Source organism: Pseudanabaena sp. FACHB-2040 (assembly GCF_014696715.1).
Lineage (GTDB): Bacteria > Cyanobacteriota > Cyanobacteriia > Phormidesmidales > Phormidesmidaceae > JACVSF01.
On the sequence record NZ_JACJQO010000019.1, the window covers coordinates 450,944 to 468,879 of the forward strand.

At 55.7% G+C, this 17,936-nt stretch carries 9 protein-coding genes; 6 read left to right on the plus strand and 3 right to left on the minus strand.

All coding sequences use genetic code 11. The features are described 5' to 3' along the window. Positions 1 to 58: 58 nt before the first annotated feature. Positions 59 to 478 (minus strand): cupin domain-containing protein, encoded by a 420-nt coding sequence (locus tag H6G13_RS22305; RefSeq protein ID WP_190486927.1) that lies wholly within the window; start codon positions 476 to 478, stop codon positions 59 to 61. Between the two features lie 306 nt (positions 479 to 784). Further along, complete coding sequence (locus tag H6G13_RS22310) at positions 785 to 2,551, minus strand: phosphodiester glycosidase family protein (RefSeq protein WP_199306501.1); 1,767 nt, start codon at positions 2,549 to 2,551, stop codon at positions 785 to 787. A gap of 724 nt (positions 2,552 to 3,275) precedes the next feature. On the opposite strand from H6G13_RS22310, the gene gltB reads away from it, so the two are divergent. After that, positions 3,276 to 7,961, plus strand: a complete 4,686-nt coding sequence (gene gltB / locus H6G13_RS22315; RefSeq protein WP_190486929.1) for a glutamate synthase large subunit — start codon at positions 3,276 to 3,278, stop codon at positions 7,959 to 7,961. Between the two features lie 127 nt (positions 7,962 to 8,088). Beyond that, positions 8,089 to 8,625 carry a VUT family protein gene (locus H6G13_RS22320; protein WP_190486931.1) on the plus strand — a complete coding sequence of 179 codons (537 nt, stop codon included), beginning with the start codon at positions 8,089 to 8,091 and terminating at the stop codon, positions 8,623 to 8,625. A gap of 111 nt (positions 8,626 to 8,736) precedes the next feature. On the opposite strand, the gene H6G13_RS22325 is transcribed toward H6G13_RS22320, so the two are convergent. After that, positions 8,737 to 11,310 (minus strand): U32 family peptidase, encoded by a 2,574-nt coding sequence (locus H6G13_RS22325; RefSeq protein ID WP_190486933.1) that lies wholly within the window; start codon positions 11,308 to 11,310, stop codon positions 8,737 to 8,739. Between the two features lie 195 nt (positions 11,311 to 11,505). On the opposite strand from H6G13_RS22325, the gene H6G13_RS22330 reads away from it, so the two are divergent. The 4 genes from H6G13_RS22330 to H6G13_RS22345 all read left to right on the plus strand — a co-directional run bounded on the left by H6G13_RS22330 (position 11,506) and on the right by H6G13_RS22345 (position 17,934). Beyond that, a complete protein-coding gene (locus tag H6G13_RS22330) occupies positions 11,506 to 12,447 on the plus strand; it encodes a phosphoribulokinase (protein WP_190486935.1) in 942 nt (313 codons plus the stop codon). 239 nt (positions 12,448 to 12,686) lie between these two features. After that, positions 12,687 to 16,304 (plus strand): response regulator, encoded by a 3,618-nt coding sequence (locus tag H6G13_RS22335; RefSeq protein WP_190486937.1) that lies wholly within the window; start codon positions 12,687 to 12,689, stop codon positions 16,302 to 16,304. Positions 16,305 to 16,525: 221 nt separating this feature from the next. Beyond that, positions 16,526 to 17,362 (plus strand): protein-glutamate O-methyltransferase CheR, encoded by an 837-nt coding sequence (locus tag H6G13_RS22340; RefSeq protein WP_190486939.1) that lies wholly within the window; start codon positions 16,526 to 16,528, stop codon positions 17,360 to 17,362. After that, the gene (locus H6G13_RS22345; RefSeq protein WP_190486941.1) at positions 17,362 to 17,934 is read left to right on the plus strand and encodes a chemotaxis protein CheB; all 573 of its coding nucleotides are present in this window, start codon (positions 17,362 to 17,364) and stop codon (positions 17,932 to 17,934) included. Before H6G13_RS22340 ends, H6G13_RS22345 begins: the two co-directional genes overlap by 1 nt. Positions 17,935 to 17,936 lie beyond the last annotated feature (2 nt).

Consider the following 17,936-nt stretch of genomic DNA (forward strand, 5'->3'; position numbering starts at 1 on the left):
GCAGTTAAAGGTGTAAAAGAGGTTCCTACCGGGGTCAGCTGAACGCCCCTAGTAAACCCTAGGCACTTTCTACCCGGGAATAGTCGTCGTGGAAACGGACAATGTCGTCTTCCCCAAGGTACTCGCCATTTTGAACTTCGATCAGAATCAGGGGAATAACGCCTACGTTCTCTAATCGGTGGGCTGTACAGGGAGGCACGTAGGTAGACTGGTTAGTGGATAGCAGAATCTCTTTGTCTCCACAAACAACCTTAGCTGTACCGGACACAACGATCCAGTGCTCGCTGCGGTGGTGGTGCATTTGTAGGCTTAGGCGGTGACCCGGTTTAACCTCGATACGCTTAATCTTGTAGCCCCGAGCTTCTTCCAAGATAGTGTATGAACCCCAAGGTCTAAGCTCGGTTTCAGCCACGTCCATCGACTTTGGAGCGGCGAGGGACAGAGCTGCTGATTGAATGAGTTCTTCGGTCTTAGGCACGGTAACGCTTCCTCCAAAACCTACATATGGCAAGATCAACTTGGCAAGGAAATAGCTTTCTATTCAGTTCTAACATGCCTGATTTTTTGGCCTAGGCATTCGATATTGACTATTAAGACTTAGTGCTTGTTCCGCTGCAGAGTGTACAGACCCGATAGCTGCGGGACTGCCTATTTCCTTTCGCAGTCTAGCAACGGATTCGAGAGAATTCAGTCAAGCAGCTTGCTTTGAGCCCAATTAAACCAATTCTTCACCTTACCTGAGGTGAGTTCAACAGTCCTTTATTTTCAAGCCGAGAAGTTAGCCTCAGGGCTGGAGAAAGATGCCGATACCGTTGTGAACCCGGGCAGCAGTGCGTGGAATGCGGTTCAGCAGTTGCCCTCCTAAGTAGAGGCTGGAGGAACTGCCGCCATCTAAGTTGAGGGCGTGAACGCTACCGAGCTGCTGCATAACTTGCGCCATCTCAGGTAGGGTTGCGCCTCGTCCCCCAGGGCTGAAGTGCAGGGTGACGAGCAGCAGAGTGCCCCGGTCAGTGACGCCAATTGCACTGCGGACTGCGGACTGGGTAGCAAAACTTTCGCTGAAGCCTTCAGCAGCGGCGTTTAGGACGATGGTGCGATTTTTTACTAGCAAGGGTCCCCCTGCCACAATCTGAGGATAGTTGCCAAAATCAGCAGGTAGGGTTTGGTCCTGACGTGACAGGCGAACGCCTGGGGCTAAGGCTGTCAGAGCGGTTGGATTGGCGCGCACGGCCAGCAGATAGCCGTTGGCTGGAATGGCTATAGTGGTGCTGCCAGAAGCGCCCGTGGGCTGTTGACTGACCACCTGATCGTTGACGACTGTGACTAGCACCTCGTTATCGAGAATGGAGGTATAGGTGGGTCCCCAACTGGGGGTGTAGAGGCCGATACCCGCTCCTACGTAGCCACTGTTAAAGGTCTGTAGAGGGAACTGCTGACCCCGATCTGTGGCGATGGTCTGGTTGAGCGCCAGGCGATCGATTAAAACATTGCCAGCGGTATCCCATGCGATCGCACCCCTTCCCAGAATCGGGCCTGAGATCCACTGGCCATCTCGACGAATCGCTCCTAGGGGGTACTGGTTGTTGCGGTTAAAAAAGCCTGCATTGATGGCGGCTGCCGCCTGCCACCGCTGAGCAGTTGTGATCAGCGGAGCCGTGCCGGTCGCTGTCACAGGATCGGTCCAGATGGGCCGCAGGCTCAGCCCGGCCTGGCGAGGATTGACCTCTAGCCAGTAAACCGGAAAGGCGCGACCGCTGACAGTCAGATACTGCTGCTGCCAGCGTAGGCCGGGGGCCCAGGTAATATTGCGTGGAGCCAGATCGTCTCGGCGAACGTCAATCACCAGACGGGGTGGGCCGGCTAGGGTGGAGACGCGAGGGCGGGCAGTTCTGTCGATCGTGCCTCGAATTTGGGTGTTGTTAGCGGTCGGGGTGACTTGTAGGGCGGTGAGCAGGTTGCCGGGTTGGGTTGCGATCGCACTTACGTTAGCTGGGTTCGCCCCAAGCGCATCCAAGATAACGGTAAACTCCCCTTCGCTCTCTCGCACGCCCCAAGTCGCAGGGCCTGACAGATCCACTACGATGCGATCGCCCCAATCTTGCCGACTGCGTCGGATTCCCTGAATCTGAACCACTGGCACCGAGATTCGCAAACTAGCGCCACTGGGCTGAATCTGCCAGCCGTAGCGCTGAGCCAAATCGGTGATGTCTAAGAACCGATAGCCGCCCTCTAGCCAGCTATTGAGCACGATGGGGGCCGCGACCGTATCTGAAAACCAGCGCACTGGCTGAGTGCTCGGACTAGCACTATCGAGTAGTTCGAATCCAAAATCTTGCAGCAGGCCAAAGTCCGCCAGACCCAGACGACCCGCTCGCAGCCGCCAAGGCAATGTCAGCGGCTGTCCATTGACAACCACCTGATTGCCCTGTTGATTGGCCGCAGCAGGAGCCTGACTCAGCAGTTCTACTGAGGGTTTGAGGGGCAGCGAGCCCGCTAAAGTTGACGAATCAGCCTGAGCACCCGCTGGCAGCAGCGTCATTAAAGCTGCCATAGCACCAAGTGATCCAAGGCCAACCTGAGCCCATCCATGTAGCCCATCTAGAGGTCTAAACCTAAAACGTCTCACCTGCAGTCTCCCCAAACGCCAATTTAGAATAGTTAGATAGCCCTATTGCCGCAATCAAGCACAGCGACTGCTTCGCTTAAGGCTTTAGCCTTAGCTGGCTGAAGCTTGTGTAGAGACAGTCCCCTCTGGCACAGCTTATGCAGCTGATGGAGTGATTCCCTGCTTATCTCACCCCATCATGCCTAGCAGGGAGCAGCAAGCGCTCCCCGGCCTGACCAGTTTTTAATCTGGTAGGCGCTCTCAGCCTAATAGCGCTGCTTTAGCGCCAACAGGTACCGTTATCAGCGGCTATCTCGATTGTTTGAGCACAGGCTACCAACAGGGAGTGGATCGTTCATTTTGACGTATTCACTACCGCCAATGGTAAGAATGATTGGGTATAATCATCAATCCTTACAATTTGTTGATCAAGCCTTCATAGACCCACTTAGCCCCAAGGCATCGTTGAGTCAGTACGCTGTTGAAATTCTCATCTCGGTCTATAGGCTCTCGATCTGTAGACTGCTCGCGTGAGCGTACAACGGCGGGGAACTGCTTAAACGTCTGTTTGTAAAGCTCTGTTTGTAGGGAATTGAGTTTCACGCCTTGGAGTCAGGGGTCGCCCTTACCTCTACCCCACCGTCAACACTTTTTATTAATGAGCTGTTCCATGGGAAAAACGTCGGCACATCAAAATCGTCAGTCAAATGCTCAACAGGGTTCTCAACCATCGGTGTGGGGGCCAAAGTGGTTGGTGGAGGAGCGCGACGCCTGTGGGGTTGGCTTTATCGCTCAGCGGCAGGGTCAGGCCAGCCATGAGCTAGTGACCAAGGCTCTAAAGGCGCTCGACTGCATGGAGCACCGGGGTGGATGCTGCGCTGACCAAGTTTCTGGAGACGGCGCTGGCATTATGACAGCCATTCCCTGGAATCTCCTCAACCAGTGGGTGGCCAGTCGGCAGCAGCCTACCCTGGAACCAGACCGAACGGGCATCGGCATGGTCTTTTTGCCCTTACACGAAGCCGCTGCGGCTAGAGTGCGGCAAGAGTTTGAGCGGGTCGTTACCGCAGAAGGTCTGCAAACCCTAGGCTGGCGACGGGTTCCCGTAAAATCTGAGGTTTTAGGGCAGCTAGCTCGCCAGAACCAGCCCCTGATTGAGCAAATTGTGGTTCGGTCAACAAGCTGGAGCGGTGACGAGCTGGAGCGACAGCTTTACCTGGTTAGACGTCAGGTATTACAAGCGGTTGCGGCAATAGTGGCAGGCGAGGTTGATCCAGACAGCGATTTTTGCCGGGGCTTAAAAGATTTTTATGTATGCTCCTTCTCTTGCCAAACGATTGTTTACAAAGGCATGGTGCGGTCGGAGGTCTTGGGCGCTTTTTATGAGGACCTAAGACATCCCGACTACATCAGCCCTTTTGCGGTTTACCATCGCCGCTTTAGCACCAACACCATGCCCAAATGGCCTCTAGCCCACCCTATGCGGCTGATCGGGCACAACGGTGAGATCAATACGCTGGTTGGCAACATTAACTGGATGATGGCCCGCCAGCCAGAATTGCAGCATGAGGTCTGGGGCGATCGCGTTGAACTGCTTAAGCCCATTGTCAACGCTGAAAATAGCGACTCCGCCAATTTAGACAACGTAATGGAGCTGCTGGTGCGCTCTGGCCGCAAGCCTCAAGAGGCGCTGATGATCATGGTGCCCGAGGCCTATAACAATCAGCCCGATCTAGCGCAGTATCCCGAAATCGTAGACTTTTACGAATATTACAGCGGTCTACAGGAAGCCTGGGACGGCCCAGCACTGATTGTCTTTAGCGACGGCAAGCAGGTGGGTGCGACCCTAGATCGAAATGGACTGCGCCCAGCTCGCTACGTGATTACCCAAGACGATTATGTGATCGTGTCTTCGGAGGCAGGCGTCGTTGAGATCGAAGCAGCCAATGTTGTGGAGAAAGGCCGCCTCGGGCCTGGGCAAATGATTGCGGTCGATCTGGGCACCCATGAAGTTCTGAAAAACTGGACTCTGAAGGAGCGCATTGCTCGCCAGCGGCCTTATGGAGAGTGGCTGCGGCAGCACCGGGAGACCTTGGTTCCGCAGCTCTTTGAGGAGGCTAAGCAGTTCTCTTCCGAGGAACTGCTGCAGCGACAGTCTGCTTTTGGCTACACCGCTGAAGACCTGGACATGATCATTCAGGATATGGCGGCGCTGGCAAAAGAGCCGACCTACTGCATGGGCGACGACATTCCCCTAGCAGTGCTCTCTAACAAGCCCCATTTGCTCTACAACTACTTCAAGCAGCGCTTTGCCCAGGTTACCAACCCGGCTATTGACCCACTGCGAGAGCGGCTGGTGATGTCTCTGACAACACAGTTGGGAGCACGGGGCAATCTGCTGCAGGAGCAGCCTGAGTATGCCCATTTGCTCAAGCTGGAGAGCCCAGTGCTGAATGAGCCGGAGCTGCAGCTAATCCGCGACTCGGAGTTTGCTACAGAAACCCTGCCTACGCTGTACCGCATTACTGCCGGGCCTGCTGGGCTGGAGCAAGCTGTGCGCGCCCTCTGTGAACAGGCCGCAGCAGCAGTACGGGCTGGCAAAGTAATTCTAATTTTGAGCGATCGCACCTCTACTCCAGTGGGTGGTCTGGACACTGAAACCACCTACATTCCGCCTCTGCTGGCCGTCGGAGCGGTACACCACCACTTGATTCAGCAAGGGCTACGGATGCGGGCCTCGCTGATAGTTGATACCGCACAGTGCTGGAGCACCCATCATTTTGCTTGTCTGGTGGGTTATGGGGCGAGCGCTGTTTGCCCTTACCTAGCGCTGGAGTCGGTGCGGCACTGGTGGGCTGACGCTAAGACCCAGAAGCTGATGGAAACGGGCAAGCTGCCGGTTTCTACCTTGAATGGAGCCCAGGACAACTTCCGTAAAGCGATCGAAGCTGGTCTGCTGAAAATTCTCTCTAAGATGGGCATTTCCCTGCTCTCTAGCTACCAGGGAGCGCAGATCTTCGAGGCCATTGGCATCGGCCCTGACCTGCTGAACTTGGCCTTTAGAGGTACCACCTCACGCTTGGGTGGCCTAACTGTGGCTGAGCTGGCTCAGGAAACCATAACCTTCCATCAAAAGGCGTTTCCAGAGCTGACCGGCAAACGCCTGGAGAACATGGGCTTTGTGCAGTCTCGGCCCAGCGGCGAGTACCACATGAACAATCCGGCCATGACTAAGCTGCTGCACAAGGCGCTGACGACCAAGCAGCATGATCACTATGCGCTTTACAAGGCGCAGCTGGCTAACCGCCCGCCCACAGCACTGCGGGACCTGCTTGACTTTAAGAGCGATCGCAACTCTATTCCCCTAGAAGAAGTGGAGTCGGTGGAGAGCATCATGCGGCGGTTCTGCACGGGCGGCATGTCGCTAGGGGCACTGTCACGGGAGGCCCATGAGGTGCTGGCCATTGCCATGAACCGGATTGGCGGCAAGTCCAACTCGGGTGAGGGGGGCGAAGATCCGATCCGCTTTAAGGCGCTGACAGACGTAGATAGCGAGGGCACGTCACCCACCTTCCCCCACCTGAAAGGCCTAAAAAATGGCGATACCGCCAGCTCTGCCATTAAGCAGGTAGCTTCGGGCCGCTTTGGCGTCACGCCCGAGTACCTGATGAGCGCTCAGCAGCTGGAGATCAAGCTGGCCCAGGGAGCCAAGCCCGGTGAGGGGGGTCAGCTGCCGGGCAAGAAGGTGAGCCCTTACATTGCCCTACTGCGGCGCTCCAAGCCAGGCGTAACTCTGATTTCGCCGCCACCTCACCACGATATTTACTCGATTGAGGATTTGGCTCAGCTAATCTACGACCTGCACCAGATCAACCCAGCAGCAGGAGTTTCGGTGAAGCTGGTATCGGAGGTGGGCATTGGCACTGTGGCCGCCGGGGTAGCCAAGGCGAATGCCGACATCATTCAGGTGTCGGGTCACGATGGCGGTACCGGGGCTTCGCCGCTCAGCTCGATCAAGCACGCCGGGGTGCCCTGGGAACTGGGCCTGACCGAGGTACAAAAGGTATTGCTAGACAACCAGCTGCGCGATCGCGTGGTGCTGCGGGTTGATGGCGGCCTCAAAACAGGTTGGGATGTGATCATGGGTGCCCTGATGGGGGCAGAAGAGTTTGGCTTTGGCTCGATCGCCATGATTGCTGAAGGCTGCATCATGGCTCGGGTCTGCCATACCAACAACTGTCCGGTCGGCGTAGCGACTCAGCGAGAGGAGCTGCGTAAGCGCTTTACCGGCATTCCAGAGCATGTGGTCAACTTCTTCTCCTTTATTGCAGAAGAGGTGCGATCGCTCTTGGCCCATCTGGGCTACCGCTCTCTGCCGGAGATCGTGGGCCGCACTGACCTGCTCACAACCCGCCAAGACCTAACGCTGGCTAAAACCCAATCCCTGGTGCTAGATACGCTGATCCACCTGCCCGATGTGCGGGAAGACCGGAGCTGGCTAGAGCACGGCCCTGTCCACGACAACGGCCGCGTGCTTGACGATGAACTCTTAGCCGACCCGACTATTCAGCAGGCGATTCAAACCCAGGGCACGGCAGAGAAAACCGTGACCGTAATCAACACAGATCGGACGGTGGGAGCCCGCATTGCTGGGGTGATCGCCAAGCAGTACGGCAATACTGGCTTTGAAGGGCAGCTCAACCTAACCTTTGAGGGCAGTGTAGGGCAGAGCTTTGGGGCCTTTAACCTACCAGGCATGACCCTGACCCTAATAGGCGAGGCGAACGACTATGTGGGCAAAGGTCTGCATGGTGGGGAGCTGATTGTGAAGCCGCCGGTTGGCATTACCTATGACCCTTCCGAGAATGTCATTATTGGCAACACCTGTCTCTATGGGGCAACGGGCGGTACCCTCTTTGCTCTGGGCCAAGCCGGAGAGCGCTTTGCAGTGCGCAACTCCAGAGCCCAAGCCGTAATTGAAGGGGCAGGCGACCACTGCTGCGAATATATGACCGGCGGCATCATCGTGGTGTTGGGCCGGGTGGGGCGCAACGTGGGAGCCGGAATGACGGGTGGACTGGCCTACTTCCTGGATGAAGATGGCTCTTTCCCCACTAAGGTGAACCCAGAGATCGTCAAGGTGCAGCGGGTGATCTCTGCTGCGGGTGAGCAGCAGCTGAAGGAGCTAATTGTTGCCCATGCAGAGCGCACGGGCAGTCCTAAAGCGGCTCACATTCTGGCAAATTGGGAGGCGTATCTGCCGAAGTTCTGGCAGGTGGTACCACCCTCAGAGGCCGACACCCCGGAAGCTAATCCTGAGGTGGCAGAAGCTAAGGTACTGAGTACGGCTTCCTAGTGGTCTAATAAGGTGAAAAGTGTGCATGTGTCAGTGCGTAACTATTTCAAACCCTAAGGGTTAACCTTCAACTGATTGTCAGGAGCCTCGTTCTTTGAGGCTCCTTTATTTTTGAGTGGAAGAGCCGATGAAGAGAAGACATCTGATTAACGCAACGATCTACATTCTGGCAACGCTGGGGGCTAACTATACGGCCGCCTGGTTCATTCCCCTGCCGGTTTTTGGCCAAGTGGCAGTGGGGACGTTTGTTTTCGGCGTTACCTTTACCCAACGGGATCGGCTACATGTTGGTGGACGGCGCTGGGTCTACGGCACGATTGCGATCGCAGCCCTAGCCAACGTCTTTATGAGTGCCCTGCTGGCGGTGCCGCTGCGCATCATTTTGGCCAGTTTCTTGGCGATTATGCTGGCCGAGACTGCCGATACTGAGGTGTACCAGAGGCTAATTCGCTATCCCTGGCTGATTCGGGTAGCGGGCAGCAATGCCGTGTCGGTGCCGCTTGATACGCTGCTGTTTACCCTAGTGGCCTTTGGCGGAGTGCTCTCTACAGGAGAAATCATTGCCCTACTGTTTGGCGAAGTGTTGACCAAGTACGTCATCGGTGGCTTGGTGGCCCTGTGGAAAGAAGGCAAGTTCGTCTGGCAGGAATCTAAGCCGGGTTGATCCTCGTGTATCAATTCTCTCTACTGATCCCACAGATTACCTTGGGCGGGCGCAGACCCCTGCGCCCCTACCAGTGGGGTTAACTGTAGCCTGCAACTTTGGAAGCCGGTATTACCAGGCTTGCTTGGAATCTAGGGGGCCGCGTGTAACGCCGAGCTTGCTTTGCAGCTTCAGCGCCCGCCAGAGCTGCGCCCCGCTGATGTTGCCGCTGAGCAGCTGCCGGTAGCGATCCAGGGTTTGCGTCACCTGCTGAGGCGTTTCATTGAGAAACTCGATGCGGAAGTGAGTTGCACCCACCTCAATCAACCGCTGGGTGTACTCTGCACCAGTTTGAGCTACCCCGTTAAAAACTGTGTTGCGGCAGCCCGCATCGGCCTGCAGAATGTGCTCGGTGCCGATGCGATCGCGCAGCTTCACCTCGTGCTGCTCGCAAGGGCGGCCGCAGTCGCGGAAGTCTTTGCCCTCCGAGAGAAAGGCGCAGAAAACGCAGTGCTCCATGTGGAACATAGGCATGTGCTGGTGCAGCGTAATTTCTAGCCAGCCGCCGGGCAGCGATCGCAACAGCGCCTCTAGCTGATCCACATTGAGGTCGTAGGAGGCGGTGAGGCGCTCCAGCCCATAGCGGCGCTTGAAGTAATCGGCAGTCAGGGCATTGGCTACGTTGAGGGAAAAGTCGCCTACACAGCGCTCCCCGGAAAAATTCTTGAGCTGATCATAGTTGCGGATCAGGTAGCCATCGGCCTCAGAGCGACGCACCTGATCGAGTATGTACTGCTCTAGCGGCTTGGTAATGCGGGGCGGCGCTACCCACACCGTCTGCTGCTGCGACACTTGGTTGGCCCGAAACCACTGCACCGTGTCGCGGTAGATAGCTGGATTCTCAAATTCGCAGTAGATCGTTTCAACCCCAGACCTGAGTGCGGCCTCTAGCTGAGAACGGCTCCGCACCAGCGCCAACAATGCCGGCTGCTGAGAAGTGGCTGGTAGGGTTACTTTGGGCAACACCTGCTGAAGAGTAGCCTCACCATTGAGCTGCCAGCGAGGCGGTTGCGATCGCAACTCTTCCAGCTGCTCCACTAGCTGCCGCCGCAGCCGATTGAGTTCGCTCACCGGCAGCATCAGGTCACCGTCCAGGCGATTCTCCAGAGCCTCTAACCGGAAGGGGGTGCGGCCTAGACGGCCCAACTGTTGGGTCAAGCGCTCCGTGGTAAGGGGCTGATTATGGGCGGCTACTAGAGGGATGGCTGACGTGGCTTGAGCGATATGGCCGAGGGAATCGCGTGCGATCGCAACCATCACCTCCCCGGCACTGCCCTGCACCTCAATGTAAATGGGCCGCTGAAACTTAGGCTCCTCTCCGGCAAAAGTCTGGCGCAGTTCCCGATCCAGCTGAGGATCGCTCGTTTTCCAAACCCGATCGCCGGTGCGAATGCGGCTTAAATTTAGATCGTGGCGGCCAAAACTAAGCAGGCTCTCCTGGCCTCGCTGCTCAACCTGGTAGACCCTGCCGCCCTCCTCCCCAGCAGCAGGATGACCGTTGTCAAAAACAACGCCATCTCCCGGCTTGACCGGGGCGGCTAAGCGCAGGGACACCCCCTGGCTAGAAACGCGGGTAACTTCGCCTAGATAAACACCTCGCTTTTTACCAAAGCGGGCATGCACCAGCGCCTGGTTGTCAATCCCTTCAAACCAGCCCGTAGAAATGCCGCGAGAAAACGCCATCTCCAGCTGGTAGCGCTCCTCTGGGGAAGGTCTATAGGGTTCTGCACCACGATTCAAGACATCCTTAGGGGCGGCAGACGCTGGACTTTGAACTGACGGCGCGGCGGCCGTTACCCGATCAAGGGCCTGCCGATAAACGCGAGTGACGTTGGCAACATATTCAGGCGTTTTCAGCCGACCCTCAATCTTGAGACAGCTCACCCCAGTTTGAACCAGCTCCGGCAACACCTCCAGCCCTGAGAGATCTTGAGGGCTGAGGAGGTATTTGCGATCGCCGAGTTCCACCGACTCACCATCAGCGATCAGGTCGTAGGTCATGCGGCAGGCCTGGGCGCACTCACCCCGGTTGGCCGAGCGCCCTCCCAGCGCTTCACTCGTAAGGCACTGCCCAGAGTAGGCCACGCAGAGTGCCCCATGCACGAATACCTCCAGCGGCAGCGCAATCTCTTGATCGGCCAGTTGGGCCTGAATCTTGTTAATTTCCTTAAGCGAGCACTCACGCGCCAGCACCACTAGCTGACAGCCCAAATCGCGGGCAAAGGCCACTCCAGCTGCGCTGGTGACAGTCATTTGCGTCGAAGCATGGATAGGAAAGTCAGGAGACAGGTGGCGAATCAGCTGGCAAATTCCCACATCTTGCACAATGACCGCATCCACACCCGCCGCAATCATAGTCCGAAGATACTGCTCGGCCTCCCTCAGCTCATGGGGAAAAACCAGCGTATTGAGCGTGACATAGCCTTTAACGCCCCGACTATGCAGAAAGGCCATCAAGGCAGGCAAGTCGGCTTCTGTAAAGTTCTCGGCCCGCATTCGGGCATTGAAGCGATCCAACCCAAAATAAATTGCATCAGCTCCGTTTTCGACGGCAGCTTTAGCGCAGTCCCAGTTGCCGGCCGGAGCAAGGAGTTCGGGGCAATGGGGTAAGACGACAGAATCTGACAAGCTCGACGGTAATGACATAGCAGCTTTGGTGGAGGCCGTTCACTCAGGCAGCCAGTCCTAAAATTGACTGCCTCATTTTCCCCACTCAGTCATTTTAAGCCGGCTCACAATGGCTTGAGCCACAAATACTGAAGTCACAATTGCTTGAGCCAGAGTTCCGTTGATCCCTACAATGATGAGACTCGAACTTTAAAAAAAGACCTGGAGGGAGACATGGCTAGTCGTCCAATCGTCCTTGGTATCGTGGGGGACAGTGCCGCTGGAAAAACTACCCTCACCCGCGGCATCGCTCAAATCCTCGGTGAAGATGAAGTCACCACCATTTGTACAGACGACTACCACAAGTTTGACCGCCAACAGCGTAAGGAAATGGGCATTTCAGCCCTACATCCCGACTGCAACTACCTCGATATTATTCAGCAGCATCTCGGCCTATTGCGCACAGGGCAGCCCATTCTCAAGCCCATCTACAACCACAGCTCTGGCTGTTTTGACGCGCCAGAATACATCAAGCCCAAGCGTTTTGTCATTGTTGAAGGGCTTTTGGGCTACTCTACCCGGGGCTCTCGAGATGCCTACGACGTTAAGGTTTATCTAGCACCACCCGAAGAGCTACGCCACACCTGGAAGATCAAGCGCGACACTCGCAAGCGAGGCTACACCGAAGAGCAGGTTATGGAGCAAATTCGGGCACGGGAAGAAGATTCAGAAGCTTTCATTCGGCCTCAGCGCCAGTGGGCCGATGCCGTCATTTCCTTCTACCCTTCGAGCGACAACGGCAGCAACGATGACCTACTGCTCAATGCTCAGCTAGTGCTGCGGCCTACCATCCCACATCCCGACTTTACCCACATTTTGGGTGGCGAGGGAAGCCATTTGGGCGACGCTATTCGCCTAGAGCTAGACCGGGATATGGGCAAACCTGTAGATGTCTTAGAAATTGACGGACACGCCACTGAGGAGCAGGTACAGGAGCTAGAACGAATGCTGTGCAACGAAATTCCCTACCTCGGTAAGTTTTGTAGTTTAGAGGGCAACCGCAACATCGGTAAGGTCGTAGGCACTACCGGGGAAACTTTGCAGAGCTACCCTCTGGCCCTAACCCAGCTGCTAATCACCTATCACATGATGAAAGCAGCCAATATTTATCAGTAGAGGCTGCCTCATCAAGGCCGCTGACTTTTGCTGCAATCCAGAATTCACCTGAACCTAACAGCAAATTTGATGCTAGAAATAGCACCTAAAGCGGCCAAAAACAAAGCTTTCAGGGGGAATAGTCTTGTCCAGGGAGGAGGCGAAAAGTCTCCAGAGGTATTAGCATTGCATACTCGGCTTTGCAAGCCCACTCAGCGTTTGTCACTTGGTCATCGGCTGATTTAACCCTCACACCCTGCATGTTAGACCGCTTCAAAATTGGCTCCCGCATCGGCGGCAGTTTTGCCCTAGGACTGCTGCTGTTATCCGCCATTGGGATTGCCTCTTACCGAACCACCAGCAGTCTGATTACCAACTCTATCGACGAGCGCGAAACCTACGAAACACTACGGCACCTAAATGCGCTGGAAGCGGCGGTTGCCAGTGCAGAGAGTGGGCAGCGGGGCTACCTGATTTCCGGGCAACCAATCTATTTAAATCCTTATAACGATGCCCTGCGAACCACTGATGAGCGGCTGCAGCGGCTGCAGCAGCTGCTCATAGATAACCCTGATGCACAAGCTCAAATGGTAGAGCTTACCGCAACTATTGAGGCTCGTCTGTCTCGCCTACAGCAAGGTATTCAGCTCTTCGACAGCCAGGGCTTTGAGGCTGCCCAGCAGTTTACGCGGACGGGCGAAGGGCAGCGGCTCATGGAGGAGATTCGGGCTCTTATTGATGAGATTCGCACCGCTGAGCGAGAGCTTCTAGCGCAGCGTTCCGAGCGGTCTCAGATGGCAGCTCAGCAAACGCTAAATACAATTACCTACGGCATTCCGGCTTCTTTTATCATTCTGTCGCTGGTAGGGCTTTGGCTCTCGCGCAACATTGCTCGCCCGCTGCACCAGCTGTCCGATACCGCCGAACGCATTGCTGAGGGTGACCTAACGGCAAGCCTGCCGGTCAACGCCTCACTGGATGAATCGGGCGTGTTGACCCGCAGCTTCAACCAGATGGTGACAAACCTGCGGGAAACCATTCAAAAGAATGAGGAGCAGCGCTGGCTGAAGGGAAACCTAGCTGAGCTTTCTCAAACGTTGCAGGGACAGCGCAATCTAGAGGCGGTTGCAGAGGTCTTTTTGACTAAGCTGGCCCCGCTGGTGGAGGCTCAACAGGGGGTTTTTTATGTCATGGATGACGATGAAACTCCGCCTTTGCTGAAGCTGCTGGGCAGCTATGCCTATCAGGAGCGTAAGCACTTGTCCAACCAGTTTCGGCCAGGGGAAGGGCTGGTGGGTCAGTGTGCTCTGGAAAAACAGCGGATCTTGCTAACGCAGGTGCCGGGAGACTATATTCGCATCAGTTCAGGCTTAGGGGAAGCGCCACCACTCAATATTGTGGTGCTGCCGCTGCTGTTTGAAACTGAAGTTAGGGGCGTGGTCGAGCTGGCCTCTTTCCATCGTTTTAGTGATCTGCAGCTGACGCTTCTGCAAGAGGCTAGCGACTTGACTGGGGTGATGATGAATGCGATCGCAGCCTACCTACGCACCCAGGAGCTGTTGAAAGAGTCGCAAACGCTGACCGAGGAATTGCGCCATCAGCAGGGAGAGCTGATGCATAGCAACCAACTGCTGGAAGAGAGAACCGAGTCTCTGCAGGAGTCCGAACTCCTACTACAGCAGCAGCAGGAAGAACTGCAGCAGTCTAACGAAGAGCTGCAGCAGCTCAATGAGGAGTTAGAGGAAAAAGCAGAACTGCTAGAGTCGCAAAAGCAGCAGGTTGAGCGCAAAAACGAAGAGATCGAGCGAGCCCGCCAGGCACTAGAAGAGCAGGCTCACCAGCTAGCCCTATCCTCAAAATACAAGTCTGAGTTTTTGGCCAACATGTCCCATGAGCTGCGAACGCCGCTCAACAGCCTGCTAATCCTAGCCAAACTGCTGAGTGAAAACGGCGAGGGCAACCTCACCAGTAAACAGGTGGAGTATAGTCGCACCATCCACTCTGCCGGCAACGATCTGCTCTCGCTGATCAACGACATTCTCGATTTGGCTAAAATCGAGTCGGGCACGATGACCGTCTCAATCGAAGCCGTCTCGTTGGCTGCCCTTAAAACCGACCTGGAGCGCACATTTCAGGAAGTAGCGCTGACCAAGGGATTGAGCTTTAATGTTGCCCTAGAAGATCCTCTTCCAGCAACCCTCTCCACCGACCCCAAACGGCTGCAGCAAATCCTCAAGAATCTGCTGTCTAACGCTTTAAAGTTTACAGACCAGGGGGGGGTAGCGGTCCATATTCGGCAAGCACCGAATCACCAGTTGGCCTTTATTGTCAACGACACCGGCATTGGCATTCCCCAAGATAAGCAGCGGGTCATTTTTGAGGCATTTCAGCAGGCTGACGGCACCACCAGCCGCAAATATGGCGGCACTGGGCTGGGGCTATCGATCAGCCTGGAGCTAGCCCGGCTGTTGGGCGGCAGCATTGAGCTGAGCAGCGAACTGGGCGAGGGCAGTACGTTTACGCTGATCTTGCCAGAGCAGTTTGAGAGCAGCCCCGATGGGTCTAGCGAGACTAACCCCGTTGTAGTGACTCAGCACTTCCCATATCGCCCTCTGCCCCCCGAAGCCGAAGTCGGTCCCCTGGTGCGATCGCTGCCGCTGCCGGCCAGCGACATTGCAGACGACCGGGACAACCTGCAGCCGGGTGACCAAGTGCTGCTGGTCATTGAAGACGACACCAACTTTGCTCAAATCTTGATGGAAATGGCTCAGCGACAGAGCTTTAAGGTCTTGATTGCTTCCCAGGGGCAAACCGGCCTGATGCTGGCCAAGCAGTTTGTCCCCGATGCGATTACCCTCGACCTGCACCTGCCCGACATGCAGGGATGGGCTGTGCTAGATCAGCTCAAGCGAGAGGTTGCCACCCGTCATATTCCCATCCACATCCTGACTGTTGACGACCAGCAGCAGCGGGAATTTCAGATGGGAGCCATTGCCCACATTCAAAAACCAGTTTCGCCGGAGGTGCTGACCCACACCCTAGTCGAAATCAAGCGCTTTATTGAGCGCCAGGTGAGGCACCTGCTGGTGATTGAAGATGACCCTGTGCAGGCCCAAAGCATTATTGAGCTGATTGGCGGTGGTGATGTAGTTAGCCAGGCCGTTAGCAGCGGCGCTGCCGCCCTAGAGGCCCTCAAAAATCAGGCCTTTGACTGCGTGGTGCTGGACTTGGGCCTGCCCGATATGAGCGGGTTTGACCTGATCGAGAAGATCAAGCAAGCGTCGTTTCTGGCGACCCTGCCGATTGTGGTCTACACCGGTAAGGAGCTAACTGAGGCAGAAGAGACGCGGCTGCGACGGCTAGCCGAGACCATTATTGTCAAAGATGTGCGATCGCCCGAGCGGCTGCTCGATGAAACAGCCCTGTTCCTGCACCGGGTGCAGGCCAACCTGCCGCAGTCGAAGCAGCAGATTCTAGAGCGTCTGCACCAGAGCGACCCCGTTTTGGCTGGCAAACGGGTGCTGATTGTAGACGATGACGTGCGCAACATCTTCGCCCTCACAAGTCTGTTAGAGCAGTACAGCATGGAGATACTGTTTGCTGAGAATGGTCAGGCAGGCCTAGAAATGCTGCAGGCCCACCCCGATATCAATCTTGTGCTAATGGACGTGATGATGCCGGGAATGGACGGCTATGAAGCGACCCGCGCCATCCGGCAGCAGGAGCGGTTTCGGTCGCTCCCAATTATCACCCTCACGGCCAAGGCCATGCAGGGCGATCGGGAAAAGTGCATCGAAGCAGGCGCATCAGACTACATTCCCAAACCCGTAGACACCGAACAGCTGCTCTCTCTGCTGCGCCTCTGGCTATACCGTTAGGGCTGCTTAATGGAGCTTTGCGACTTAGGACTGAGCCAACTAATCAGTAAATCTACCCATCGAACTCAGCTTCAGGGGGAGGTGCGCTGTGGTCCTGTCTTGTCAAGATAGAAACGGTCGTTCATGCTGGAAATTGTTTCCTGGCAAGGGTTTGAGCGGTATTTTCCGTTTCAGATCTGTTTAAAGACTGCCTGAGCCATTGAGTTTTGATGCGCACACCTATGGTGTTAGAAAAGTCGGTGTTAGGCCCAGAAGATGTTGAAGTGCGGCTGCTGGTAGATCGAGTTTACCAGCTCTATGGCTATGACTTTCGCAACTATGCCGCTGCCTCGCTAAAGCGCCGGGTCCGAAATTTTCTGCGAACAGAGGGGCTATCTTCTATCTCGGAGCTGCAGAGAAGTGTGCTTCAGGATCGGGCCTGTGTAGAGCGGCTGCTGTTGGGCCTAACTGTCAACACCACCGCTATGTTCCGCGACCCTAGCTTCTATGTTGCGTTTCGAGAGCAGGTAGTGCCCATTTTGCGAACCTATCCCTTCATTCGCATTTGGCATGCGGGCTGCTCGACGGGGCAAGAGGTCTATTCAATGGCAATCTTGTTGCAGGAGGCAGGGATCTACCACCGCTGCCGCATCTACGCCACAGATACCAACGAGCAGGTGCTGCAGGCCGCCCGCAACGGGATCTACCCTCAAAGCCAAATGCAGGAGTACACCCAGCTTTATCTCAAGGCAGGGGGTAGTCGCTCCTTTTCTGAGTACTATACGGCCAGCCACGGCAGCGCTATTCTACGACCAACTCTGCGGCAGCATATTGTATTTGGGATGCACAATCTGGTCACTGATGGCTCCTTTAACGAGTTCAACGTGATTCTCTGCCGCAATGTGTTGATCTATTTTAATCAGGGGCTGCAAAACCAGGTCCACAAGCTGTTTTACAATAGCCTCTGTAAATTCGGCATCTTAGGGCTGGGCAAGCAGGAAACCTTGAGATTTACTGCCTACGAGCACCAGTATGAGCCTTTGGTCAGGGCTGAGAAACTTTACCGGAGACGCGATTAGTGGCCTTTGAGCTGGTGGCGGTGGGTACTTCTCTGGGAGGATTATCAGCTCTTAAGAATGTGCTAAGAAGTTTACCGAGGGATTTTCCAGCCGCGATCGCAATTGTTCAGCACCGTCACAAAGAATCTGACACAGCTTTGACTGCCTTTTTGCAACAGTTCACTCCGTTACCCGTTGGCGAAGTCGAAGACAAAACCCAAATTTTGCCCGGACATGTCTATATGGCCCCTGCTAACTACCACCTGCTGGTAGAGCCGGGGTACTTTTCCCTATCTACGGATGAGCCTGTTTCCTATGCCCGTCCCTCAATTGACGTGCTGCTAGAATCGGCTGCCGATGCCTACGGTAAGCGGCTCATTGGCGTATTGCTAACTGGAGCCAATCAGGACGGGGTGCAGGGGCTGGCCGCCGTCAAAGCGCGGGGAGGCGCTACCATTGTGCAGTCCCCTGAAACGGCAGAGTCTCCTGTTTTGCCTCGGGCTGCGATCGCAACCGTTTCTGTCGATCAGGTTCTGCCACTATCTGATATTGCAGCCCACCTGATTCACCTCTGTAGTCCGGCAGGAAGGTAGAT